Raw genomic sequence first — 24475 nt, 5'->3', positions numbered from 1 at the left:
AAACTCGAAAAAGCGAGCGCAAAAAAAGTAGCGAACGGATAAACGGACATGAAGCAAACATTCTTCAACGAGATGTTCGAGCACGGGGATTTCGACGTTCGCGGTCTGGCCGCCACGGCGTTCGCGCATGCCGGAGAGCCGCGCGCCCACTACCGCGAATTCTTTGCCTGGATGCGCAGACAGAGCGAGCAGCAGATGCTCAAGAAGCGCACGGAAGCCGATGCCATCTTCCGGCGCGTGGGCATCACCTTCGCCGTCTATGGCGAAAAGGATGTAACGGGCGCGGGCACCGAGCGCACGATTCCGTTCGACGTGATCCCGCGCATCTTCCAGCGTCAGGAGTGGAACACGCTCGAGCGCGGCCTGCGCCAGCGCGTGAACGCGCTCAACCGCTTTATCCACGACATCTATCACGAGCAGGAGATCCTCAAACGCGGCATCGTGCCCGCCGACCAGATCCTGCGCAACGCGCAGTACCGCCCCGAGATGCAGGGCGTGCATGTCGCGCACGACACCTATGCGCATATCGCGGGCATCGATATCGTGCGCGCCGCCGAGGGCGAGTTCTACGTGCTCGAGGACAACCTGCGCGTGCCCTCCGGCGTCTCGTACATGCTGGAAAACCGCAAGATGATGATGCGGCTCTTTCCCGATCTGTTCGTGCGCAATCGCGTGGCGCCCGTTGCGCACTACCCCGATCTGCTACTCGACACGCTGCGTGCCGCCGCGCCGTCCGGCACCGACAACCCGACGGTCGTGCTGCTCACCCCTGGCATGTACAACTCCGCCTACTTCGAGCACGCGTTCCTCGCGCAGCAAATGGGCATCGAACTCGTGGAAGGCCAGGACCTGTTCGTCGAGAACGATCACCTCTACATGCGCACCACGAAAGGCCCCCAGCGTGTAGACGTGATCTACCGGCGCGTAGACGACGACTTTCTCGACCCGCTCGTTTTCCGCTCCGATTCGACGCTCGGCGCGGCGGGCCTCATGAACGTCTACCGCAAGGGCAACGTGACGCTGTGCAACGCGGTGGGCACGGGGGTCGCCGACGACAAGTCGATCTACCCCTACGTGCCCGACATGGTGCGCTTCTATCTCGGCGAGGAACCGCTGCTCAAGAACGTGCCCACGTGGATGTGCCGCAAGGCCGACGACCTGCGCTACGTGCTCGACCATCTGCCGGAACTGGTCGTGAAGGAAACGCACGGCGCGGGCGGCTACGGCATGCTGATCGGTCCCACCGCCACGCGCGCCGAGATCGAGGCATTTCGCGCGGCGCTCGTCGCGAACCCCGACAAGTACATCGCGCAGCCCACGCTCTCGCTTTCCACCTGCCCGACGTGGGTCGAATCGGGCGTCGCGCCGCGCCACATCGACCTGCGTCCGTTCGTGCTCTCGGGCAAGGAGGTGCGCATGGTGCCGGGCGGGCTCACGCGCGTCGCGTTGCGCGAGGGCTCGCTCGTGGTCAATTCCTCGCAGGGCGGCGGCACGAAGGACACCTGGGTGCTGGAGCGCTGAGCCGGCGCAGCAACGAACTCGCGCGGCGCGTGGACGTTCACGGCCGCGAAGACGAAGCCGAGATCACGCGATGAACGAAGCGCAACTTGTCGATGACGGGCGTAGCCAGCGCGAACGGATAGCCGTCGGGCATGCCGAGGCTGCGGTTCAGGCTGTTCAGCGCATAGGTGAGCGGAAACCAGCGCGCCATCAGGCTGTCGAAGCTCGCCTCGTCCACCGGCGTCTGGTCGACCAGCGTGGGCTCGTCGGGGCTTTCGGGCAACAGCGCGAGGCCGCAGGCCGTGGCCGTGTCGAGCGTATCGACGATATGCAGGTAATGCGCCCACGTCTCGGCCCAGTCCTCCCACGGATGCACGGATGCATACGCGCTCACGTGGCGCTCGGCCCAGTCGGGCGCGGGGCCGTCGGCGTAATGCGCGGCGAGCGCGGCGGCATAGTCGGCGCGCTCGTCGCCGAAGCGGCGGCGAAACGGTTCGAGCCAACGCGCCGTCGGCTCCTGCGCGATGAGACGGTCGAAATAGTAGTGGCCGACCTCGTGGCGGAAATGCCCCAGCAAGGTGCGATACGGCTCGTGCAGCGAAACGCGCGTGCGCTCGCGATGCGCGTCGTCGGCCTCGGCGATGTTCATCGTGATGAGGCCGTGATCGTGGCCCGTCATGATGTGCTGACCGTCGCCCGTCTCTTCGAGAAACTCGAATTGCAGGCCATGCTCGGGGTCTTCTGCGCGCGTGACGAGCGGCAGGCCGAGCGCTCCCAGCGTGAAGAGCAGGCGCCGCTTGGCCGTCTCGAGGCGATACCAGTAAAGGCGGTTTTCCGGCCGCGAGAGGTCTGGAATCGTGCGCGTGAACTGGCAGGCGCGGCACAGCGTGTCGTCACAATCGGCCGCAATCATGCCGTTGCAGACGTTTTCGATCGCATAGTTGTGGCACTGGCGAAAGAGCGCGCCGTTTGCCTGTGCATTCAGGCTGCGCCAGCGGCCCTCGCCTGCGTCCTCGAACGCGTGCATCTCGCCGGTCTGCGGCACGTAGCCGAGGCGCGACTCGCACCGCTCGCAGCGCTCGTTTTCGAAAAACACCAACTGATTGCAGTGATCGCAGTGAAAGGTCTTCATTGCCGCATTCCTGTGAGGGCCGCGCGATTCGCTGTGGCTCGCACAGCACGCGGCGTGCCTCGCACCCGCGTGAGCGCCGCTGTCACATTCTGCACTCGCGCCATGCGCATCATAGGCGCGCTGCGCCGTGCGCCTTTTCCGCCGTTCCATCCACGTCGATCGAGGAGTCGGGTGTGTCCATCCGTGTCGCGTTAAACCATGTCACGCAGTATCGCTATGACCGGCTCGTGCGCCTCGCGCCTCACGTGGTGCGCCTGCGCCCCGCGCCGCACTGCCGCACGCCCATCCTCTCGTACTCGATGCGCGTGGAGCCTGCCGGTCATTTCGTCAACTGGCAGCAGGACCCGTTCGCCAACTATCAGGCGCGGCTCGCGTTTCCCGAGCCGACGCGCGAATTCCGCGTCACGATCGATCTGGTCGCGGAAATGGCGGTCTACAATCCGTTCGACTTCTTTCTCGAACCGGGCGCCGAGCGCTTTCCGTTCACGTACGAGCCCGAACTGGCCGCGGAACTCGCGCCGTACCTCGCTCACAGCGAGCCGACGCCGCGCTTCGCCGCGTTCGTCGAGACGATCGACCGCACGCCGCGCGTGACCATCGATTTCCTCGTCGATCTGAACCAGCGCCTGCAACGCGAAATCGGCTACCTGATCCGCATGGAGCCGGGTGTGCAGACGCCCGAGGAAACGCTGGAGAAAGGCTCGGGCTCCTGCCGCGACACGGGCTGGCTGCTCGTGCAGACACTGCGTCAGCTCGGGCTCGCGGCGCGCTTCGTGTCGGGCTATCTGCTGCAGCTCACGCCCGACGTCAAGGCGGTCGATGGCCCGCGCGGCGCCGAGTCCGACTTCACCGACCTGCACGCCTGGTGCGAGGTCTATTTGCCCGGCGCGGGCTGGATCGGGCTCGATCCGACCTCGGGCCTGCTTGCGGGCGAAGGCCATATTCCGGTGGCGTGCACGCCGGAGCCCGGCAGCGCCGCACCGATCTCGGGCGCGCTCGACGACTGCGAAGTCGAGTTCACGCATTCGATGTCGATCTCGCGCGCGCTCGAAACGCCGCGGGTGACGAAGCCCTACACCGAGGCGCAATGGGCCGAAATGCACGCAATGGGTGTCCAGGTCGACGCCGCGCTCGCCGGCCAGGACGTGCGTCTCACGATGGGCGGGGAGCCGACCTTCGTTGCGGCGGGCGACCGCGACGCGCCCGAATGGAACACCGATGCGCTAGGCCCGACCAAGCGCCGCTACGCCATCGCGCTGATGGATAAGCTGCGCGCGCACTATGGCGCGCCGGGCTTTCTGCATATCGGTCAGGGCAAGTGGTATCCGGGCGAGCAGTTGCCGCGCTGGGCGCTCTCGCTCTTCTGGCGCGCGGACGGTGAACCGTGCTGGCGCGATCCCGCGCTCTTTGCCGACGAGCGCTCGCCGACCCGCCACACGGCCCAGGACGCGCAGCGCTTCATCGAGCACCTCGCGGCGAAGCTCGCGGTCGATCCACAGCATGCGCAGCCCGCCTACGAGGACACCTGGTATTACCTGTGGCGCGAGCGCCGCCTGCCGGTGAACGTCGATCCGTTCGACTCGCGCCTCGACGACGAGCTGGAGCGCATGCGGCTGCGCCGCGTGTTCGACGCGGGCCTCGACACCGTGACCGGCTACGTGCTGCCGCTTGCGTGCGAGCGTGGCGAGCTGCCTGCGGCCCAACCCGCCCTGCAGGGTCCCCGCTGGGTGAGCGGCCCATGGTTCTTCCGCGACGAGCGCATGTACCTCATTCCCGGCGACTCGCCGATGGGCTACCGTCTGCCGCTCGATTCGCTGCCGTGGGTCGCCGCGGGCGACTACCCGTGGCAGCACTCGCGCGATCCGTTCGCCGCGCCGGCGGCGCTGCGCAGCGCCGCCGAGTTGCGCATGCAGTACGAGGCGGGCTTCGATGCCGCCGCGCAATCGCGGCACGCGGTAAATGCGGGAAGCGCGAACGGACCTGAAACAAACCGCTACCCCGAGCGCGGCGAATCCGCCGCCTGGACCCACCGCACCGCGCTGTGCGTCGAAACACGCGACCCCGCGCGCGCCGCAGGGCCGAAAGCCGAAGTCGCCTCCTTTGGCCGCTCGCAAGGTCAGCTTCATGTATTCATGCCGCCGCTCGCAGAACTCGACGATTACCTCGACCTGCTGGCCGCAGTCGAAGCCACCGCCGCCGACCTGGCGCTGCCTGTCGTGATCGAAGGCTATCCGCCGCCGCGCGACCCTCGCCTGAAAATGCTCCAGGTCACGCCCGACCCCGGTGTGATCGAGGTGAACATCCACCCGTCGTCGAACTGGGATGAACTGGTCGAGCGCACCGAATTCCTCTATCAGGCCGCGCACGAAACCCTGCTCTCCACCGAGAAGTTCATGCTCGACGGCCGGCACACCGGCACCGGCGGCGGCAATCATCTCGTGCTCGGCGGCGCCACGCCGGCCGACAGCCCGTTCCTGCGCCGCCCCGATCTGCTCGCGAGCCTCGTGGCTTACTGGCACAACCATCCGTCGCTTTCGTATCTGTTTTCGGGCCTCTTCATCGGGCCGACGAGCCAGGCGCCGCGCGTGGACGAAGCGCGCAACGATCAGGTCTACGAACTGGAAGTCGCGTTCGCCGAAATCCAGCGTCAGGTCGATCTGCTGCGCGGCTTCGGCAGCCCCTTCGACGATGGCCCGCGCGTGCCGCCCTGGCTCATCGACCGCACGCTGCGCAACATCCTCATCGACGTGACCGGCAACACGCATCGCGCCGAGTTCTGCATCGACAAGCTCTATTCGCCCGACGGCCCGACGGGCCGCCTCGGCCTGCTCGAGCTGCGTGGCTTCGAAATGCCGCCGCACGCGCGCATGAGCCTCGCGCAGCAACTGCTGCTGCGCGCGCTCGTTGCGCGCTTCTGGAAGACGCCGTACACGCAGCGGCTCACGCGCTGGGGCACCGGGCTGCACGACCGCTTCATGCTCTCGACCTTTGTGCAGATGGATTTCGACGACGTGCTCGCCGAGACGTCCGTGGCGGGATTCGCGCTCGATCCCGCCTGGTTCGCGCCGCACTTCGAATTCCGCTTCCCGCTGGTCGGCGAGCTGCAGACGAGCGGCATCGCGCTCTCGGTGCGCCATGCGCTCGAACCGTGGCACGTGATGGGCGAAGAAGGCGGGGCCGGCACGACGGTGCGCTATGTCGATTCGTCGGTGGAGCGGCTCGAAGTGCGCGTGCTCGGCATCAACGAAAGCCGCCACGTCGTGACCGTGAACGGCCGCGCGCTGCCGCTTCAGCCGACCGGACGCGTTAGCGAGAGCGTGGCCGGTGTGCGCTTTCGCGCGTGGCAACAGGCGACGTCGCTGCATCCCACCATCGGCGTGCACGCGCCGCTCACGATCGATATCGTCGACACCTGGAGCGCGCGCGCGGTCGGCGGATGCCAGTATCATGTTGCACATCCGGGCGGCCGCCATTATCAGACGTTTCCGGTCAACGCCTACGAGGCCGAGAGCCGGCGACGCGCGCGCTTCTTCACGACCGGCCACACGCCGGGTCCCGTGGAAGTGGCGCCACCCGAGCGCAGCCTCGAGTTTCCGTTCACACTGGATCTACGCCGCGGCTGATTGCGGCCGATAACCCGTCAAGAGCACTAACCAAAGGCGCGCCTCGCAAGCGAGGCGCGCTGCCCCGACCCACGATCTTGCCGACCCAATCCACCCTGCCGTTCGATTCCTCCGCCAGCGACGAGCCGGCGAGCGCCCCGCTGCGCACGCTGCCGGTGCGCGCCGGGCACTGGGACGAGCTGCAGACGGCGCAAGGCGAGCTGCGCGAGCCGTGGCGGCAGTTCTTCGGGCTGCTCGGCAAGCAGGGCGTGGCGGGATTCGACGGCGCCGCGGCGTCGGTCGCGCGTCAGGTGCGGGAGAACGACATCACCTATAACGTCTATGCGGACGCGGGCGGCCCGCGGCCGTGGGCGCTCGACGTGCTGCCGTTCATCATCGACGAAGCGCAATGGGCACAGATCGAGCGCGGCGCCGCGCAGCGCGCGCGCCTGCTCAACGAGATCGTCGCCGATGTCTACGGGCCGCAAACGCTGCTCGCGCGCGGCCTGCTGCCGCCCGCACTGGTGTTCGGTCACCCGGGCTATCTGCGCGCCGTGAAGGGCTACGTGCCGCCCGGCCGCCAGTATCTGCAGATCGTCGCGCTCGACCTCGCGCGCGCGCCCGAAGGTCAGTGGACCGTCGTCTCGCACCGCACGGAAGCGCCCTCGGGACTCGGCTATTTGCTGGAAAACCGGTTGATCGTCTCGAGCCTCTTCGCCGAGCCGTTTCGCACCATGCGGGTGCACCGTCTGGCGCCGTCCTATTCGCAGCTCGTCGCCACGTTAGCCGCTGCCGCACGCGCGATCATGAGCGCCGACGAGCGAAGTGTGAGCGGCGCGTCCGCGCATATCGTGCTGCTCACGCCGGGGCCGTTCAGCGAGACTTATTTCGAGCACGTGTTCCTCGCGCGCTATCTCGGCCTCACGCTCGTCGAGGGCAAGGACCTCACGGTGCGCGACGACATGCTGTACCTGAAGACGCTCGATGGGCTCGAGCGCGTGCACGCCGTGCTGCGCCGCCTCGACGATACCTTTTGCGACCCGGTCGAGCTTCGCGCCGACTCGACCATCGGCGTGCCGGGACTGCTGCAGGTCATGCGCGCGGGCAACGTGATGGTCTCGAACGTGCCCGGTGCGGGCTTTGTCGAATCGCCTGCGCTGCACGGCTTTATGCCCGGCATCGCGCAGGCGCTGCTCGGCGAGGAGCTTGCGCTGCCGGGCATCGCGACCTGGTGGTGCGGCGAAGACGCGGCCCGGCGCGACGCGCTTGCGCAAGTGCCCGAGGCGCTGCTCGTGCCGACGTGGCCGGGCGCGGCGAACGGGTCGTCCGCGCCGCCCGGACTCGCCGCCGGCGTGCAAACGCTCTCCGACTGGCGCGAGCGCATCGAGCAGTTGCCCGACGCCTTCACGGTCCAGCAGCCGCTGCGCTACAGCTATACGCCGCGCTATGAGACCGGTGCGGGAATGCTCGGCGCGCGGCCTGCCGGGCTGCGCGTCTACGCGATTGCCGATCAGGAACGCGGCTGGCGCGTGCTGCCTGGCGGCTTCACGCGCCTCGCGGCCGAACATCAGGAATCCGTATCGATGCAGATGGGCGGCAGCAGCGTGGATACCTGGGTGCTGTCAAGCCAGCCCGGTTCGACTTTCACGCTCCTGCCGAGCCCTATGAAGCCGGCGGAGGTGCGCCGCGAGCGCCGCCGCGTGCCGAGCCGCTCGGCGGAGAACCTGTTCTGGGCGGGACGTTACGGCGAGCGCGCCGAAAATGCGGTGCGCCTGTGCCGGCTGATTCTCGGTTCGCTCGAAGGCAGCGACGCCGAAGAGTTGTTCGGCACCTTCGTCGAACTGGCCGCGGCAAACGGGCTCGTGCCCGCCGCGGGCAGCGAAACCCGGCGCAGCCTCGACGACTTCGAGCGCGCGCTCGTGGCCAATCTGCACGAAAATGCGGGCGCGACAGGCATCGGCCGCACGCTCGCGAGCCAGGCGTATGCGTGCGGCGAGATTCGCGGCCGGCTGTCGAACGATCACTGGCGCACCGTGCTTGCCTCGCGCAACGACTTCCGCGATGCGCTTCAGGCGCTTTCGCTCGTGCCTGCGGCATCGCGCCAGGGAGCGGCGATCGAATTCAGGCGTCCCACGCCGTACGACCGCATGGCGCTGATGGGCGCGCTCGATGCACTCGCAACCCAGTTGAGCGCCATCAGCGGCTGCCAGGGCGACCGCATGACGCGCGACGAAGCCTGGCGCCTGCTATTCGCGGGACGTCATATCGAACGTGTGGCCGCGTTGGCCACCATGCTCCGTATCGCCGCGCACGAACGCACGCTCGCCACGCCCGCGGGCTTCGACGTGCTGCTGCAACTGTTCGACAGCACGCTCACATATCGCTCGCTGTATCCGGGGCGTCTCGAGGTGCCTGCCCTGCTCGACGTGATCGTGACCGACCCGACCAATCCGCGCGGCCTCTACGGCGTCTATGCGCGGCTGCGGGCGCGGCTCGACGAAATCGCCCAGGCGGCGCGCGGCCCCAAGCGCGAGCCGTTCGCCTCGCAGCTCGCACCCATCGAGGCACTCCCGACGCTGGAAGCGCTGTGCGAGCCCGGCGAGGACGGCCGCTACCCTGCGCTCACCGCACTTTGCGAGAGTCTCGCCGAGCGGATGGCCGCGATGTCGAACGAGATCAGCGCGCGCTGGTTCAGCCACGCCGCGCCGCTTGCCGCGCAGGTCTGGTCATGAACGGCACGCGCCTCGCGGTCACTCACCGCACGACCTACCGCTATTCGACGCTCGTCGAGACCGCGCAGCATCTCGCGACCATCCGCCCGCTCGACCTTCCCTGGCAGCGCGTGCTCGCGCATCGCGAGCGCATCGAACCCGCGCCCTCGTATCAGACGAGCCGCCGCGACGCCTTCGGCAACGAGGTGCTCTACTTCTCGTTCGACGCGCCGCACGACTACCTGCAGATGACTAGCGAAACGAGCGTGCTGCTCTCGCCGCGCTACGCGACGCTCGACGCAGACGGCACGCCGGCCTGGGAAGACGTCGCGCATACGCTGCGTTACACCGCGGGCGGCGCGTTCCATGCGGAGTCGGAGTTCTGCTGTGCCTCGCCGAATATCGCCTTGCTGCCGGAATTGCGCGCTTACGCGCTGGAGAGTTTCGCGCCCGACGCGCCGGTGCTGGCCGGCGCGATCGACCTGATGCATCGCATCCATGCCGACTTCGCGTACCGCCCCTCGGCAACGTCGTTCGATACGCCCGCCGCGCGCGCCTTCGAATTGCGCCATGGTGTATGTCAGGATTTTGCTCAGGTGATGATCGGCTGCCTGCGCTCGATCGGGCTCGCCGCGCGCTACGTGAGTGGCTATCTGCGCAATGACCCGCCCGAAGGCGCTCAGCCGATGATCGGCGCGGACGCCTCGCATGCGTGGGTCTCGCTCTACGTGCCTTCCGCGCCGTCTGCGCCGACCGCCGGCTGGATCGATCTCGATCCGACCAACGACGTGCTCGCCGACCAGGGTCACGTGACGCTCGCCATCGGCCGCGATTACACCGACGTGTCGCTCCTGCGCGGCGTCATTCTCGGCGGGGGCGCGCATCGGGTGGATGTGGCGGTCAATGTGAGCGCGGATTGACGGCGGCGCTCAGACCCAGCGTCGAAGCGATGCCGCGTAATTGCGCCGAAAGCCGGGCGGCATTCGGCGACGGCGCGCGCAAATCCATGCGCGCGCTCGCACGCCATTGCAGATCAAGGCGCGATCGGCTTGCCGCTCGCGTCCTTGACCTTCTCCTTCCACTGCGACTTGATTTCGCTGACGACCGACTCCGGCAGCGAGATGTAGTCGAGGCTATCGGCGGCGGACGAGCCGTTCTTGAAGGCCCAATCGAAGAACTTGAGCGTTTCCTTGCCCTGGTCCGGCTTGTCCTGTGCCGTGTGCAGCAGCACGAAGGTCGCGCCGACCACCGGCCATGCGTCCTTGCCAGGCTCGTTCGTGAGGATCTGGTAGAACGACTTCTTCCAGTCAGCGCCGGCGGCCGCTGCCTTGAACGTTTCGGTGCCCGGCTGAACGACAGCGCCCGCTTCGTTCTTCATCGCGGCGTAGACCATATGGTTCTGCTTGGCGTACGCCCACTCGACGTAGCCGATCGCGCCCGGCAGACGCTGCACGAAGGCTGCGACGCCGTCGTTGCCCTTGCCGCCCGTACCCGTCGGCCAGCTCACGGTCGTGCCTTCGCCGACCTTGCTCTTCCACTCGGGGTTGACCTTAGAGAGGTAGTTCGTCCAGATGAAGCTGGTGCCCGAGCCGTCGGCGCGGCGGACTACGGCGATGTCGAGATCAGGCAGCTTGACCTTCGGGTTCAGCGCGACGATGGCCGGATCGTTCCACTTCTTGATCTTGCCGAGGTAGATGTCGCCGAGCACCGGGCCCGACAGCGTGATCTCGCCGGCCTTGATACCCGGCACGTTGATCGCCGGAACGACGCCGCCGACCACGGTCGGGAACTGGAACAGGCCGTCCTTGGCCAGCTGGTCATCCTTCAGCGGAGCGTCCGAACCCGCGAAATCGACAGTCTTGGCCTGAATCTGCTTGATGCCGCCCGACGAGCCAATGCCCTGATAGTTGACCTTGCCGCCGCCCGACTTCTGATACGCGTCCGCCCATTTGGTGTAGATCGGCGCCGCGAAGGTGCTGCCCGCGCCCGTGATATCCGCAGCCTGGGCGATGCCCGTGCCCAGCGCGAGAATGACAATCGCAAAGAGACTGACTCTCATCCCGTACTCCTTAAAATCGTTATGGATGCGCTGGACGTTACGTTCGCAATGTGACGATTGGGTGACACTGCAATCGATCGCAAACGAGAGCTTATGGATGCTGACCTCATCATTCAGAGGACGGATTAGCCAGGACTCACCGAACAGGTTCGAAGACGGATCCCGGCACGCGTGGTATATCGCTATAAACCGTATATACTGTTTATACCGTTTTCAGACCGGAGATCGACATGACTGTAGCGACCACACGCAAACCCACCAAGAAGGCGTTCCACTTCCCGAAGTCCGCGGCAGCCGAGGCACCCGCGGATGAGCAAAGCGAAGCAGCAAAGCCCGCTGCGGCAGCGGAAGCGGCGGTTAAGTCCAAACGCAAAAAGTCCGCACCCAAAGCGGCGGCGAAACCCGCTAACGGCGCTGCAGAGGCACCCGTCCCTGCACCTGCAGCCGCACCGGCCGAGAAGGTCAAGGCCAAGCGCGTGAGGAAAGACAAGGTCGTGCGCGACAGCTTCACGATGCCCAAGACGGATTACCAGCGCATCGCACTCCTTAAACGCAAGTGCCTCGAGGCCGGTGTTGCGGTGAGAAAGAGCGAACTTTTGCGCGCCGGCCTTCAATTGCTCGAAGCGGCCCCGCAGAAGCGGCTGCTGGCTGCGATCGAAGCGCTCGAGACGGTCAAGACGGGCCGTCCGGCCAAAGGCGACGAAAACGCGTGATGGGCGCGAAGCGTTGGTGACGATGGGCTTGGGGCATCTGCCTGTGAAGGGCAGATGCAGGCAGATGCATCGGGATTGAACGCCGTGGGCGTTCAATCCCTCACCACGAAGGGCGTGGCGTTACTTCCTGCGCCGCTGGTTGATCAGCCGCACGATATCGTTCGTCGGGCCGCTGGTGAGCAGGCGCGGGATGTCGTCGAGATGGACCCATCGGCACCTGGCTATCTCGCTGCTCGGCCGTGCCTTGGCCTGCCTCGGTATTTCGCAGGAGAACACGTGATGGTGTTTCTGCTTGCCGCGAATGTCGAACAGGTACCTGGCCGACTTGCCCAGGAGCCGCGTCTCCTCCTTGAGTTCTCGAAGCGCGGTCTCCGTAAGATGCTCACCGCGCTTCAGCATGCCACCCGGTAGTGCCCACTTCGACTGACTGCGTGCTACCAGGAGTATTCGCTTACCTCTACGACAGATCACGGTGGCCCGTTTCTTCAACTCGAACTCCCACTTCGTTCCGGGGGGCGCCTCTCGATGCATCCGCACAGCAACGCCTGACGTAGGTAAGCATCGTAATACAGAAAATCAGAAGTTCAACCTGCTGGCGACGCAATGGCCGTCGCCTCGCCAGAATTTGCACATTTCATCAAATCGTCACGAAAAGCGGATTGCACCAATTCCTTATGGTATGGTTTGTGCCAACCTGTTTTTTGACAGACCCGAGGCTGAAATGGATATGGACGGTGACTGGCCCTTGCCGCGGCCGCGCACTCGCTTCAGAACCGATCGACGACGCTCCACTGCGTCACTCACCAGCAAAACCTCTATCGCCAGCACCTTTTCATCATTGGCCATGCCAGTGGTCATCGAGGCAGTGCAAAGGACGAAAGAGCTGTCGACAGAGGTCGACCCCGAAGCGTTTCATCAGCTTCGGGTGGCCTTCAGAAAACTTCGCGCGTTGTATTGGGCGTACTCGCCCTGGCTCGGCGAGGAAGCCACCGCGCAAGCCAGCGAAGAATTCAAGCGTCTGGCCGCCGTGGCGGGCGGGACGCGCGACTGGGACATCGCAGGCGATCTTCTCAGAACCGCGCAGAAGTCAGACGCATCCATCGAACTGCTCGTGAGCGCCGCGCGTGAGAAGCGCGCGCAAGCGGTGGCGCATAGCCAGGCCATGATCAGGAGCGACGCTGTCGAGGCATTTCTGAACGACGCCGTGCTTAGCGCGCAAACCACGCTGCAGTCGTGTTGCAATGATGTGCCAATCCGCGCGTTTGCCAGGCGCCGAGTCCGTATGGCGCAGCGCACGCTTCGAAAGCGCAGCAGACGCGCCGCGCGAAGCGAGGCTGGCCACGAGGAAAAACTCCATGAGGTGCGCAAGGCCGGTAAAAAGCTGCGGTATCTGCTCGAGTTTTTCCAGCCCGTAATCAAAGGCGGCCACGATCGCACCATCAAGGAGCTGACGTCCGTTCAAAAGACGCTGGGGGAGTTCAACGACATTGCCGCGAGCGAGACATTGATCCGCAACACGTCATTCGACGAGGTGCCCGCCGACGTCGTCGAGAAGTCATTGCAGTGGTTAGAAAGAGAGAAGTGCGAGCGAATAGACGCGGCCTCGCGAAGGGTAAGAGCCATCTCCGACTGAATCGGCGCCGCCGCCATCACTGGCAGGTCACGACGCTAACCGGCAGGTTCTCGCTCGCCGCGCCGAGCCGCTCGCGCGACGCGGTGGTGATGGAACCGCCGGGCGGTATGCATTCCGATTGCCCCATTCCCCCGCCTTCCGTTTGCGGCGCGCCGTTGTTGAACGACTGCCACGTGATGATGACCGATGCGCCGCAGTTGTTGATCAGGTCGGTGTAGTCGAGTCCCAGTCTGGCGTTTTTGCCGCGATATTCCCGGTCGATGCAGTCTGTCGAAAGCTCGCTCGGCTCGAAACCGGGCGCGGTGGTGGGCGCCGCGCGATCGCCGGCGGCGTTGGCCGTGCCATGCACCAGAAGGATCAGGAGCAGGACGGTAAGCTGGCTGTTAGCCACATTGCGGCAAGCGCTCATTGCTTCGCCTCGCTTTCGGGTGCGATCGCCGTCAGTTAGCTTCCCGCAAAAGCCGGCGTCAAGGGTCAGACGCTGCCTTACGTGGGCAAACAGACAGTCTCGCCCACGCAACCCAGGCCTTTTACTAAGGAATTCGAAATGACCGGGGCGATGCCCGGGACACTCACAAGGCCTGCACCTGCACAGCCGGTCCGGGCGCGCCGCCCACGCTCGGCGCGATCACGAGATATCGCCGGTGGTCGGTCACGCCCGGCGTGCCAGGCGCGACGACCTGCCGGATCTGGCCCAGCGTGTTGACGATCGCCGAACCGGCCGGATTGGCCTTGAAGCTCGCGAGGACGTCGATGCGGCCGCTGCCGTCGGCGTGGTCCGAAAGTCCGAGGAAATACGGCTGGCCCGCCTGCAGTCCCGTCACCGCAGCCTGCAGCACCTGCAGCAATCCCTGATCGAACAACGCCACTGAAGTGGGCGCAGCGCCATGGTCGGCCGCGGCACCGCCCACCGGAACCAGCATGACGTGCGTGGCCTCGCCCGCCGCGCCGAGCGGCTGCGTGTTGGCCGTGCCGTCGCCATCGGGCACGGCGTCAGGCACGTACGCCACGGCTTGCGGCGCCTGGCCGACCGGCACCGTGGCGATGACCTTGTTGGTCAGCGTGTCGATTGCCGTCATCGCATCGCCGTTTTCGAGGCCCACGTAGACACGCGTGCCGTCGCCGGACGGCCAGATGCCGTGCGGCAGGCTGCCAACCGCGATGGTCGCCGCCTGCGAAAAGTCGTCGGTGCGGAACACCTTGATCTCGTTCAGGCCGCCCACCGTCACGTATGCGAACATGCCGTGCGCGTTCTGCACAATGTTCACGTGATTGGTGATCGGCCCCGTATCGAGCGTTTTGAGCAGCGCAAACGGCGGGCGGGCGTCGAACACCTGCGTCTTGCCCACATCCTTGAGCGTGAACCAGACCTGCCGGCCATCCGGCGTCGCCGCGATGTTCGGGCAGAACGGACTCGCCTGCGTGACGCGGGCCACGACCTTGTGATCGGCTACCGAAACGACATCGGTTTCCGGGTTGAAGGACGAGCAGATATACCCGTACTTTCCATCGGGTGAGAAGATCTGCATGCCCGGCCCGGCTGGCACGACAATGCGCGTCTTCTCTTCGAAGGTCTTGCCGTCGAGCACATCGACGTAGTTCTCGCCGCGCACGGTCACCCACACTTCGTTGCCGTCGGGCGTAAAGAAAGCCTCGTGCGGGGAACGGCCCACGTAGGTCACGTGCTTGACCGCATTGGTTTGCGTATCGATGAAGGTCACCGAGTTCGAGCCGATGGAGACAATGGCCAGCGTGCGGTGATCGGGCGAAAAGCCCATGCCGTGCACGAGCAGCTGACCGTGATAGAGCGGGCTGAAGTTGGCCGGAGTCGGCTCGCCGAGGCGGATGACACCGACCAGACGATTGGCTGCGGGATCGATGACTGACACGGTGTTCGAAAACTGATCAGACGAATAAACGCGATCCCGATGGCTCACTGGAATATCGGCGGCCGATTGCGAGCCGGGGACCTGCCCCGCCTGCGCGAGCGTCCCGGCGGCAAGCGCAGCGGCGGTCAGGGCCGCGCCAAGCATGGCGTTGTATTTCATGACGTTGTCTCCTGCGTCTCGATGCGGGTGGGTCAGTGGGACATCGGCGCCGTGTTCGGGTCACGCACCGCAAGGCGCATCGCAACGATCTCCTGCTGCTGCTCGACCACGATCTCCTGAGCGATCCTGCGTAGCTGTTCGTTGTGTCCATGCCGCAGTTCCGCCATGGCCATGTCGATGGCACCCTGGTGATGGGGAATCATTGTTGCGACGAAATCGCGGTCGATGTCGCCCGTGGGCCTGGCCGCCATCCCGGTCATCATCTTCGTCATGGCCGCGTCGTTTTCAGAGAGAAACGAGGCTTCCTCACTGTCGCGAGACGCTCCCGCGTCACTCGACGACGCGGCGCATAGACCGGCTAGGGAAAGCACGGCCGCACCGCACACCGTTGCCCGCAGAACGAGTCGAACTGCAGCGTTCATGACGTCCCCTCCGTATTGGTCGAAGCCCATCCGATGTGAAGGCAAACAGCGGAATCGCCGATTTACTCCATGCAGAGCAAAATTGAATGGCAGATCGACGAGCCGCGAAACGTTGGCAAACGCTTGCCGACTCACTGGCCTCGCGCGGGCCGAGTGGAATAACTTCGTCGATGGCGTGTTCGTCTCGTGACATTCGCGTAAGCGGGCGTACCATCATTGCACGGCGCATGAAGGTCGCACGCGCGGTCCCGACCGATCGAACTTTTGCCGGGCGCCGCATAGAAGATTAGCCGCGTCGCAGCGGTGAGGAGCGCTACATGGCCACGAGCATTGGGCTTCACGATCAGGCGCGGCAGCTGTTGCCGTTTCGCGAGTCGGTATTGGCGATGCTCGGCGTCGCGTCGGTTTCGATGCTGATCGCGCTCGACCAGACCATTGTCGGCACCGCACTGCCGCGCATCGTCGCGGAGCTCAAGGGGTTCGAGCTCTATGCGTGGGTCGCGACGGCTTACATGCTTGCGTCGGTCATCACGATTCCGATCTTCGGACGTCTGGGCGATCTGTTCGGCCGCAAGCCCTTCATGCTCGCAGCCATCCTCCTCTTCACCCTCGCCTCGGTGCTCTGCGGGATCGCGACCAACATGCTGTTTCTCGTGCTCGCGCGCGGCCTGCAGGGCATCGGCGGCGGCATCATGATGGGGACGGTGTTCGCGACCGTCGCCGACCTGTTCCCCGATCCGAGGCTACGCCTGCGCTGGCTGGTGTTCGTCTCCTCTGCGTTTGGCCTGGCGAACGTGGTCGGGCCAACGCTTGGGGGCATGCTGACCCAGCACGGCAGCTGGCGCCTCGTGTTCTTCGTGAACGTGCCGGTGGGTGTGGTGGCGCTCTTCTTCGTGCACGCTTTCCTGCCGCATCTGCACCATGCCCGCGAAGGCGCGCGGCTGCGTCTCGACTGGCTCGGCGCTTGCGTCGTCGCCGTCACGTTCGGCGCGCTGCAACTCGCCATCGAGCTCTTGCCGAGACAAGGCTGGACGACTTCGACGATCGTGCTGGCCGTGATCGTAGTGGTCTGTTCGCTGACGCTTTTCTTCTGGGAAAAGCGCATGGGCTATCCGATCATCCCCGTGGACATGCTGCTCGACCGCAAGCTCGGCCCGCTCTTTGCGATGTCGGTGCTCGGCGGGTTTGCGTTGTTCTCGCTCGTTTTCTATGTGCCGCTGCTGTTCCAGGGCGGCTATGCGATGTCGCCACGCGCCTCGGGCATGCTGATCACGCCGCTCCTGCTCGGCACGACTGTCGGCAGTTTCGTGAACAATCGCGTGGTCACGCGTATCCGGCGCGCCAACGCGATTCTCTACGTCGGCTTTGCGTTGTCCGCTTTCGCGAGCCTCGCGGTGGTCGTGCTGCGAGGCAACGAGCCGCATCTCGTGTGGATGGCGTGCATGGGCGCGAGCGGCCTGGGGCTGGGCCTCGTGGGCACGAGCCTCACGGTCTGCTCGCAGCAGATCGTCTCGCGCGACCATCTCGGCGCCGCCACGGCGATGCTGCAATCGCTGCGCACATTTGGCGGCATGCTGGGCACGGCGATGACCGGCGCGCTGCTCGGGCATCTCTACACGATGGGCGTGAATCGCTCGCTCGACTCATATCAGGCGACGCAGTGGTTCAGGTCGTTTGCGAGTCCCGAACTGCTCGTCGACCGCGCCGACCAGGCCGCGCTGATCAGCCGCCTGGTGAGCGCCGGCCATGCCGGCGACGCGATGATGAATTCGGCGCGCAGCGCACTCGTGGATTCGATCCATATGGGCCTCATCGTCGCTGGCGTGGCCGCGCTAGCCGGCCTTTGTCTCGCGTGGTTCGTGCCGCCCGTGCGGGTCGGCTATCTCGAGGCGCGGCAGTAAATGAGTGATGTAGCCACGCAGTAAAACGGCCCCGAATCGCGATGATTCGGGGCCCGCTTCGTGTGTGCGTCAGAAGCGATGCCGGATGCCCGCCGCCACGAGCACCTGGTTGCGGCCACCCGACGGGTCGCAGGTGTTGATCATCGCAAGCGCACCGGACGACGCGCGCTGATAGATCGCCTCGGTATAAACGTCCGTGCGTTTGGACAGTTGATAGCCGGCCTGCACCGCACCTTGATGCCAATGCGCGGAGGTCGCACTCGTATAGGCATACATGCCCGCCAGCGAGAACGCGGGCGTGATCTGCCAAAGCGCATTCACCTCGTAGTTGCTGAAGGCGATCGACGGCAGCGGCGCACCGCCGTCGGCCTCGCTCACGCCGGTGTGGATGGAACGCGACCAGGCCGCGCCAAGCGTGACGTCGCCCAGCGCGTAGTTCATGCCCGCGCCGATGATGTCTTCACGCTGCACCGCGACCTCGGTAGGCACGAGGCCCGCACCCGGCAGCACCGACGTATCGTACGCACCCACCGAAGAGGCGCCGCGTCCGTCGATGTGCATCCACGCCACGCCGGCGCTGAACGGTCCGCCCTCATAATGCGCGCCGAAACCGTAGGCACGGTTCTGCGCGAAGCGGCCCGCCGCGTTCGAAAACGCGTACATCGCGCCGGCGCTGAAACCACCGTAGGTGGCGCTCGCGAACTTCACGGCGTTCGAGGCGAGCCACGAATTGTTGGCGTTGTCGTTGTCGAACGGATGCGCGAATGCCGTGCCGCCCGCGCCGCCCGTTAGCGTGAACGGGGCGAAGTAGTCGTGCATCGTGTCGTACTGTCGGCCCAGTGTGAGCGTGCCAAATCGTTCGGATTGCAGACCAACGTAGAACGGGTGGTCGTTGAAGGCTTCGCCAGAGGTGACCGAGAAGCCGCGCTCGAGGCGAAAGATCGCGGCGTTGCCGCCGCCGAGGTCCTCGCTGCCCTGCAGGCCCCAGAAACTCCCGTCGATGAGGCCCGAGCCTGCGCGATACTGGGTGCGGCCCGCGACGTCGCTGACATAGTCGACGCTAGCGTCGATCTCACCGTACAACGTGACCTGCTGCGCCGAGGCGCCAGCGCCTGTGAATGCCAAAGCCGCGCCGCCAAGAACGGCCAGAATGTGCTTGTTGTTCATGAGTCTTCTTGTTTGTGCTGGTAAGGAATGCATGGACGAGCGCCGACAGCCCTCGCTTGATGCGGCGAGGTGCCCCGACGTCGTCGTTAATCCGTCAATTTCCAGCGTGCGCCTGGACAGCGAACGCCTGTTGGCCCGTGAGCGGTCTGTCGCCGCATCGGGGCCGGTGGTAGCGACCGGATTGGGCCGCCTTTCTAAGGCAGGAGGGTGTGCATTGACGGCTCCTTGGGTTACGCGCCCTGGAATGAGTCGTGAAATAAACGCAGCGAGGTCTGACTCCTGGCTCGATTGACAGCCAGTCACAGTGGCGCGACCGCGCCGGATTCTCACCGGCTTCCCTGCTGCGTTTCGCTCGTGCAGCGCCTACGCGCGAAAAACAGCTGCAAGGATAGCGTAAGTTTCGGGAGCAGCCAAACCGGGTGTTTTCGCCACACGACGCTCGTCAAGGTTGACGCGGCGAATGCGCGGCTATTACCCTTGCGCGCTGATGGTTCCCGGCGACGGGATCAAAAGGGAACGCAGTGCAAGACTGCGGCTGCCCCCGCAACTGTCAGCGGCGAGTCCATGCCAGAGCGTGCCACTGGGAAACCGGGAAGGCCGGCAGCGGATGTCGACCCGCGAGCCAGGAGACCTGCCATCAGCCGAGTCCAGCAGCCGCAGCGGGCGGGGATCCCCAATGCGCAAGCATCGCCCATGCGGCGATCGCCCGTTGCACGGACAGCCCGTATTTCAGGAGCTGTTTCCAGCCACCGCATCATGAAGCTTCGCCAATTCGTTTTGACTTCCGCCGCGCTCGCCTGTGCGTGGCAAACCGCGCATGCCGCCGAAGCCACCGCCGACGCCGCCAATGCATCGTCCACCCAGGCGCCGCAGCCAGCCGGCGGCGACACCACACTGCCCAATATCCTCGTCGTGGGCGACACGCAACATCTGCCGCAATCGTTCGACCAGCGCTACGCGAGCACCCAGGTCCTCACGCGCGAAGACCTCGACCGCGTTTCCCCGGTCGACCCGAGCATCGCGCAGGCGCTCGCCACGCTGCCGGGCGTCACCGTCTCGCAGAACGGCGGCCCGGGATCGTACACGGGGGTGAGCATCCGCGGCTCGTCGGCCGACCAGGTGGCCGTGTTCATCGACGGCATACGCGTAGGCTCCGTCACCACGGGCACGGCCGAATGGGCCGATCTGGCGACTGCCTCGTTCGACCGCGTCGAGGTGATCTCGGGCCCCGCGGCCGCCTCGTTCGGCGCGGATGCCATGGGCGGCGTCGTGCAGCTCTTCACGCGCCATGCGTCGAACCAGCCGAACCAGACCACCGTCTCGTTCGGCGGCGGCTCGAACAAGACCTTCGACACGCAGGTCCGCACCTCGGGCACGATCGGCTCGACAGGACCGCTTTCCGCACTGAGCGGCCTCACCTACTCGCTGGGCCTGCACGACTACAACACGGCGGGCATCGACGCGACACAGCCCGGGGCCTACGGCCACGAAGACGGCCGCAACCCGTACCACGCGCAGAACCTGGACGCGCGCCTCGGCTACGCGCACGACAACTGGTCGATTTCGACCTTCGCGCTCTACCACCGCTCCGATCTCTCCTACGACAACGCGGGGGGCAACGACCGCCAGCGCGACAACCAGCTTACGACCGGCCTCGCGTTCCACCTCGACGTCACGCCGACCACGCAGTTCGACCAGTCGGTGGGCTACGCGACGGACCGTCAGTTCATCTATTCGAACGACCCGACGATTCCGACCGACGAGATCGACTCGACGCGCTTTTCCACCTCCACCTCGATCACGCATCAGGAAAGGGGCCACACGCTCTTCGGCATGCCCCTCGACGGCGAAACCAAGCTCGCCTACGACTACACGCGCGAGCTGGCGTTCCTGCCCGTGGAGGTGCCGGGCGGCCTGCCCGCGCGCAACGATTCCGCCGTGTCGATGCATCAGTCGACCACGCTCGGACCCGTCACGCTGTTTCTGGCGGGGCGGCACGAAATCGTGCAGGGCCAGTCGGTGAATACGGGCAACGTCGCGCTCTCGTGGGCCATCACGCCGGTCTACACGGCGCGCGTTTCGTACGGCAATGCCTTCCGCCTGCCTACGTTCAACGACCTCTACTATCCGGGCTACTCGAACCCCAACCTGCTGCCCGAGCGCAGCGACACCGTCGAAGCCGCGCTCGATGCCACCACTTCCATCGGCACGTTCACGGCAGCCGTGTACGACACGCGCGTGCACGATCTCATCACGTACAACTCGCAGACCTTCCTGCCCGTGAACGTGGGCCGCGCGCACATTCAGGGTCTCGACCTCTCGTACAAAGGCACGCTCGGCAAGTCCACGCCGGTGAGCCTCACGGTGGGGATTCTGAATCCGCAGGACGTGACCGACCAGACCTGGCTCAATCGCCGCCCGCGCCAGACGGCGAGCCTGAGCGTGGATCACACATGGGACGAGTTCCAGCTCCACGCACTCAGTACCGGCGTTTCGCTGCTGTATAACGGCTCGACGTTCGACGACCAGCTCAACACCATCTACCTGCCGTCGTGGACGACGGTGAGCCTGCGCGCGTCGTACCAGGTCAATGCGCATCTCGCGCTATCGGCCACGCTCGCGAACGTGTTCAACCGGCAGTACGTGACCGCCTACGGGTACAACACGCTGGGGCGCACGGCGTTCGGCAAGGTTACCTACACGTTCTGAGGATTCAGAGCGTGTTGCGCGTTGCGTGCGAGCGGGTGCGCTCAAGCTCTAAGTGCGCCCGCCCGCCTGGTCCTCGCGCTTGGGCCGCCGCACCGCGCGAATCTTCCCGCTGTTGCCGCCGCCGCAGAAGAACTGCTCGCCGCCATCGGACTCCAGACCCGAAACGGCGGTGCCGGGCGGCATGTCGAGCTGTTCCAGCACTTCGCCCGTGCCCGGATCGATGCGCCGCAAATCGCTCGCGTCGCCTTCCCAGGTGCCGTGCCACAGCTCGCCGTCCACCCACGTCACGCCCGTGACGAAGCGGCTCGATTCGAGCGTGCGCAAGATCGCCCCCGTCTGCGGATCGACCTGATGGATCTTGCGCTCGCGATACACCCCGACCCAGAGCGTGCCGTCCGCCCAGGCGAGTCCCGAGTCGCCGCCGCCTCCGGGCGCGGGAATCGTCGCGAGCACGCGGCCCGTTTCAGGGTCGATCTTGTGGATGCGGTCCTCGGCGATCTGAAACAGATGCCGCCCGTCGAAAGCCGTGCCCGCGTGCGCCGCGATGTCGATCGAGCGCTGCGTCTCGCCGCTCTGCGGATCGAGCGACGCGATGCGCTCGCCCACGGCGAACCACACCTGTTTGCCGTCGTACGCGACCCCGCCGACCTTCTCGATGCCGGGGAAAGGGCCGTACTCGCGGACGATTTCGGCGGTCGTTCGTTTCATGGTTTCCTCGTTGAATGAAGGGACAGGCGTTCATCCTAATCGCCTGGCAGCGGGGCGGGGAGTAACAAGGTCGTCGCGAATCCGGGGACGGGCGGCGTGGTCCAACGGCGCGCGCGGCCGTAGCCGAACGACTGCACCTTGTCCGCCGCGGCAAGCGAATCCAGCGCGCGCTGCACGGTGCGCTGGCTGGCGCCGAGCGCGAGCGCCAGCGCCGAACTCGACCACGATTGCCCATCGGCGAGAAAAGCCAGCACGGCGGCGTGCTTTTCTTCCACGGGCCGCGCCAGCACCACCACTTCGCTCGCGTGGCGCGGCGCCAGCGCGAAGCCCCGCTGGGTCGCGCCGATCTCGGCCACGTCGCGCATCAGCGTGCGCAAGCGGCCGATTTCCACGCGCAGGCGGGCGCGGTGCGTTTCGTCGGCGTGCTTCGTGCGAAAGGCGCGGGCGATGAGCGCGTCGCGCGGCACGTCGGCGGGCCACGCCTGAGCAAGCGCGCGGGCGAGCACGAACAGCACTGGCCGTCTTGCGAGTTCGATGACGGTTGGACCCTCGCGCGCGACGTAGCGGCACGCGTCCACGACGAGCGCCTTCGAAGCGAGCAGCGCCTCGACGTCTTCCAGCAGCAACACCCGCTCTTCACCGCGCGCGATGAGGCGCGCCGCCGGTGAGGTCAACAGCAGCGCGGCGCTCTCGATCTCGGCGATCAGCGCCGCGATGCCCGCCTCACGCGCGGCGCGCGCGGCCGCGGAGAGCGAGCGCCGCGCCGCCTGCGTTTGAATGCGCCGCATGGCGATGCCGGCGGCGATCAGCTCGTGCGCCGCGCGCAATGCGGGCGGCAGCGGCGCGGGATCGGCTTCGGCAAGCATGCCCCCGGCCTCGTCGAGCCGGCCGATTAACAGCAGACGGCGAATTTCCAGGTAGCGCGCGTGCGCGGCATTGAGGCGGTCGCCATGGGCTTCCAGTGTTTGCCGCGCCGCAGCGAGCGCATCGGCCGGCCAGCCGAGCTCGCGTGAGGCGAGCGCGATTTCGGCCTCGGCGACGACACAGCGGGCTCGCGCGACGGCCTCGCGCGAGCCGAAGCCGCGCGCCGCGCTGCGCAACAGCGCTTTGGCGCGCACGAAGTCGCCGAGCTGCGCCATGGCGATGCCGCGCAGCGCGAGCGCGGGCGCGTCGTCGCAACGCGACCCGGTTCAGCGCGCCGAGCGGATCACCGGCCGCGAGCGCGCGCGCGGCAGCCGTGATCAGCGAATCCATGGTCATCGGAATCCCGCCACACTTGTCACTCCCCCTCTTCCTGGGTCCGGACCTAATCTAACACGGCGATCACATGAATCATCGATCGAACGACGCGTCGGTGCCCACAGCGCGCCGCCACGATAGTGAATCCATAGGAGGACCAGGCAATGGCAACCCATACCACCGGAACACGCGAAGACTGGCTCGCGGCGCGCATCGAACTGCTCGCCGCCGAGAAGGAGCACACACGCCGCGGTGACGCACTGGCGCAGCAACGCCAGGCGTTGCCCTGGGTGCGTGTCGACAAGACATATCGCTTCGAGACCGAAGACGGCGGCGCGACGCTCGCCGATCTCTTCAAGGGGCGCTCGCAGTTACTGGTTTATCACTTCATGTTCGGCCCGGATTACGCGGCGGGCTGTCCCTCGTGCTCGTCGATTGCGGATGGTTTCGACGGTATCGCCGTGCATCTCGCGAACCACGACGTGCGGCTCATGGCGGTGTCGCGCGCGCCGCTCGCGAAGCTGCTGGGCTACCGCAAGCGTATGGGATGGGATTTCCCTTGGGCCTCGTCGAGCGGCAACGACTTCAACTTCGATTTCAACGTCTCGTTCACCACGGCGCAGCAGCGCGCGGGCGACATCGAATACAACTACGCGCGCAGCGGCCACGCCATGGACATGAATCCGCCGCCCGCGCCCGTTGTCGAGTTCGCGGCGAGCTGCGGCACCGACGCGGCGACCTATACGCGCGACCGTCCGGGCCTCAGCGCATTCGTGCTCGAGGACGGTGTGATCTATCACACGTACTCGACCTACGCGCGTGGCCTGGATGGCGTGTGGGGCATGTATCAGTGGCTCGACCGCGCGCCGAAGGGACGCAACGAGGCCGGCATCTGGTGGCACCGGCACGACGAGTACGCGCAAAGCTGAGG

The 24475-nt window shown here is 66.0% G+C and carries 16 protein-coding genes, 2 pseudogenes and 2 riboswitches; of the genes and pseudogenes, 9 read left to right on the top strand and 9 right to left on the bottom strand.

The features are described from left to right. The first annotated feature begins 48 nt into the window (after positions 1–48). On the top strand, positions 49–1521 hold the full coding sequence (locus M3I53_RS06100) for a circularly permuted type 2 ATP-grasp protein (RefSeq protein ID WP_254315067.1): 1473 nt from the start codon (positions 49–51) through the stop codon (positions 1519–1521). Between the two features lie 37 nt (positions 1522–1558). Here M3I53_RS06100 and M3I53_RS06095 read toward each other — a convergent pair whose 3' ends face one another. After that, positions 1559–2632: a putative zinc-binding metallopeptidase gene (locus tag M3I53_RS06095; RefSeq protein ID WP_254315066.1), complete on the bottom strand. Its 1074-nt coding sequence runs from the start codon at positions 2630–2632 to the stop codon at positions 1559–1561. Between the two features lie 173 nt (positions 2633–2805). On the opposite strand from M3I53_RS06095, the gene M3I53_RS06090 reads away from it, so the two are divergent. From M3I53_RS06090 to M3I53_RS06080, 3 genes are all read left to right on the top strand, one after another. Next, complete coding sequence (locus M3I53_RS06090; RefSeq protein ID WP_254315065.1) at positions 2806–6255, top strand: transglutaminase family protein; 3450 nt, start codon at positions 2806–2808, stop codon at positions 6253–6255. 77 nt (positions 6256–6332) lie between these two features. Continuing rightward, complete coding sequence (locus tag M3I53_RS06085; RefSeq protein WP_254315064.1) at positions 6333–8966, top strand: circularly permuted type 2 ATP-grasp protein; 2634 nt, start codon at positions 6333–6335, stop codon at positions 8964–8966. Beyond that, positions 8963–9865, top strand: a complete 903-nt coding sequence (locus tag M3I53_RS06080; protein WP_254315063.1) for a transglutaminase family protein — start codon at positions 8963–8965, stop codon at positions 9863–9865. The genes M3I53_RS06085 and M3I53_RS06080 overlap by 4 nt, the downstream gene beginning before the upstream one ends. Positions 9866–9978: 113 nt before the next feature. Here M3I53_RS06080 and pstS read toward each other — a convergent pair whose 3' ends face one another. Continuing rightward, entirely contained in the window at positions 9979–11004 is a 1026-nt protein-coding gene (gene pstS / locus M3I53_RS06075; protein WP_254315062.1) for a phosphate ABC transporter substrate-binding protein PstS, read from the bottom strand. 230 nt (positions 11005–11234) lie between these two features. On the opposite strand from pstS, the gene M3I53_RS06070 reads away from it, so the two are divergent. Beyond that, the gene (locus M3I53_RS06070; protein WP_254315061.1) at positions 11235–11717 is read left to right on the top strand and encodes a hypothetical protein; all 483 of its coding nucleotides are present in this window, start codon (positions 11235–11237) and stop codon (positions 11715–11717) included. Between the two features lie 120 nt (positions 11718–11837). Here M3I53_RS06070 and M3I53_RS06065 read toward each other — a convergent pair whose 3' ends face one another. Then, entirely contained in the window at positions 11838–12206 is a 369-nt protein-coding gene (locus tag M3I53_RS06065) for an NUDIX hydrolase (RefSeq protein WP_254315060.1), read from the bottom strand. Here M3I53_RS06065 and M3I53_RS06060 point away from each other — a divergent pair. After that, positions 12190–13350: a CHAD domain-containing protein gene (locus M3I53_RS06060; protein WP_309249486.1), complete on the top strand. Its 1161-nt coding sequence runs from the start codon at positions 12190–12192 to the stop codon at positions 13348–13350. The genes M3I53_RS06065 and M3I53_RS06060 overlap by 17 nt on opposite strands. 16 nt (positions 13351–13366) lie before the next feature. On the opposite strand, the gene M3I53_RS06055 is transcribed toward M3I53_RS06060, so the two are convergent. The 3 genes and pseudogenes from M3I53_RS06055 to M3I53_RS06045 all read right to left on the bottom strand — a co-directional run. Then, on the bottom strand, positions 13367–13759 hold the full coding sequence (locus tag M3I53_RS06055; RefSeq protein ID WP_254315059.1) for a hypothetical protein: 393 nt from the start codon (positions 13757–13759) through the stop codon (positions 13367–13369). Positions 13760–13922: 163 nt separating this feature from the next. Continuing rightward, the gene (locus tag M3I53_RS06050) at positions 13923–15398 is read right to left on the bottom strand and encodes a YncE family protein (protein ID WP_254315058.1); all 1476 of its coding nucleotides are present in this window, start codon (positions 15396–15398) and stop codon (positions 13923–13925) included. Between the two features lie 56 nt (positions 15399–15454). After that, positions 15455–15820, bottom strand: a pseudogene (locus M3I53_RS06045) (DUF305 domain-containing protein); the annotation flags it as partial. A 317-nt stretch (positions 15821–16137) separates the two neighbouring features. Here M3I53_RS06045 and M3I53_RS06040 point away from each other — a divergent pair. Further along, the gene (locus M3I53_RS06040; protein ID WP_254315057.1) at positions 16138–17721 is read left to right on the top strand and encodes an MFS transporter; all 1584 of its coding nucleotides are present in this window, start codon (positions 16138–16140) and stop codon (positions 17719–17721) included. Between the two features lie 69 nt (positions 17722–17790). On the opposite strand, the gene M3I53_RS06035 is transcribed toward M3I53_RS06040, so the two are convergent. Next, positions 17791–18888, bottom strand: a complete 1098-nt coding sequence (locus M3I53_RS06035; protein WP_254315056.1) for a porin — start codon at positions 18886–18888, stop codon at positions 17791–17793. A gap of 247 nt (positions 18889–19135) precedes the next feature. After that, positions 19136–19287, bottom strand: a riboswitch (cobalamin riboswitch). Positions 19288–19359: 72 nt separating this feature from the next. Next, positions 19360–19542: riboswitch (cobalamin riboswitch) on the top strand. Between the two features lie 102 nt (positions 19543–19644). Between M3I53_RS06035 and M3I53_RS06030 the strand changes: the two genes are divergently transcribed. Further along, on the top strand, positions 19645–21597 hold the full coding sequence (locus tag M3I53_RS06030; RefSeq protein WP_254315055.1) for a TonB-dependent receptor domain-containing protein: 1953 nt from the start codon (positions 19645–19647) through the stop codon (positions 21595–21597). Between the two features lie 48 nt (positions 21598–21645). On the opposite strand, the gene M3I53_RS06025 is transcribed toward M3I53_RS06030, so the two are convergent. Together M3I53_RS06025 and M3I53_RS06020 are read right to left on the bottom strand one after the other, a co-directional pair. Next, the gene (locus tag M3I53_RS06025) at positions 21646–22305 is read right to left on the bottom strand and encodes a glutamine cyclotransferase (RefSeq protein ID WP_254315054.1); all 660 of its coding nucleotides are present in this window, start codon (positions 22303–22305) and stop codon (positions 21646–21648) included. Between the two features lie 35 nt (positions 22306–22340). Then, positions 22341–23559: pseudogene (locus tag M3I53_RS06020) on the bottom strand (helix-turn-helix domain-containing protein). 149 nt (positions 23560–23708) lie between these two features. On the opposite strand from M3I53_RS06020, the gene M3I53_RS06015 reads away from it, so the two are divergent. After that, on the top strand, positions 23709–24473 hold the full coding sequence (locus M3I53_RS06015) for a DUF899 domain-containing protein (protein WP_254315053.1): 765 nt from the start codon (positions 23709–23711) through the stop codon (positions 24471–24473). Positions 24474–24475 lie beyond the last annotated feature (2 nt).

It is taken from the genome of Paraburkholderia sp. CNPSo 3272 (genome assembly GCF_024206495.1).
Taxonomy (GTDB): Bacteria; Pseudomonadota; Gammaproteobacteria; order Burkholderiales; family Burkholderiaceae; genus Paraburkholderia.
This window is presented reverse-complemented; position numbering and strand designations above follow the sequence as displayed.

What these genes read in the sequence shown, in the direction of transcription:
- M3I53_RS06100 (WP_254315067.1), top strand. Translation starts at nt 49, where the DNA reads ATGAAGCAAACATTCTTCAACGAGATGTTCGAGCACGGGGATTTCGAC.
- M3I53_RS06095 (WP_254315066.1), bottom strand. Translation starts at nt 2,632, where the DNA reads ATGAAGACCTTTCACTGCGATCACTGCAATCAGTTGGTGTTTTTCGAA.
- M3I53_RS06080 (WP_254315063.1), top strand. Translation starts at nt 8,963, where the DNA reads ATGAACGGCACGCGCCTCGCGGTCACTCACCGCACGACCTACCGCTAT.
- pstS (WP_254315062.1), bottom strand. Translation starts at nt 11,004, where the DNA reads ATGAGAGTCAGTCTCTTTGCGATTGTCATTCTCGCGCTGGGCACGGGC.
- M3I53_RS06070 (WP_254315061.1), top strand. Translation starts at nt 11,235, where the DNA reads ATGACTGTAGCGACCACACGCAAACCCACCAAGAAGGCGTTCCACTTC.
- M3I53_RS06055 (WP_254315059.1), bottom strand. Translation starts at nt 13,759, where the DNA reads ATGAGCGCTTGCCGCAATGTGGCTAACAGCCAGCTTACCGTCCTGCTC.
- M3I53_RS06050 (WP_254315058.1), bottom strand. Translation starts at nt 15,398, where the DNA reads ATGAAATACAACGCCATGCTTGGCGCGGCCCTGACCGCCGCTGCGCTT.
- M3I53_RS06040 (WP_254315057.1), top strand. Translation starts at nt 16,138, where the DNA reads ATGGCCACGAGCATTGGGCTTCACGATCAGGCGCGGCAGCTGTTGCCG.
- M3I53_RS06035 (WP_254315056.1), bottom strand. Translation starts at nt 18,888, where the DNA reads ATGAACAACAAGCACATTCTGGCCGTTCTTGGCGGCGCGGCTTTGGCA.
- M3I53_RS06030 (WP_254315055.1), top strand. Translation starts at nt 19,645, where the DNA reads ATGAAGCTTCGCCAATTCGTTTTGACTTCCGCCGCGCTCGCCTGTGCG.
- M3I53_RS06025 (WP_254315054.1), bottom strand. Translation starts at nt 22,305, where the DNA reads ATGAAACGAACGACCGCCGAAATCGTCCGCGAGTACGGCCCTTTCCCC.
- M3I53_RS06015 (WP_254315053.1), top strand. Translation starts at nt 23,709, where the DNA reads ATGGCAACCCATACCACCGGAACACGCGAAGACTGGCTCGCGGCGCGC.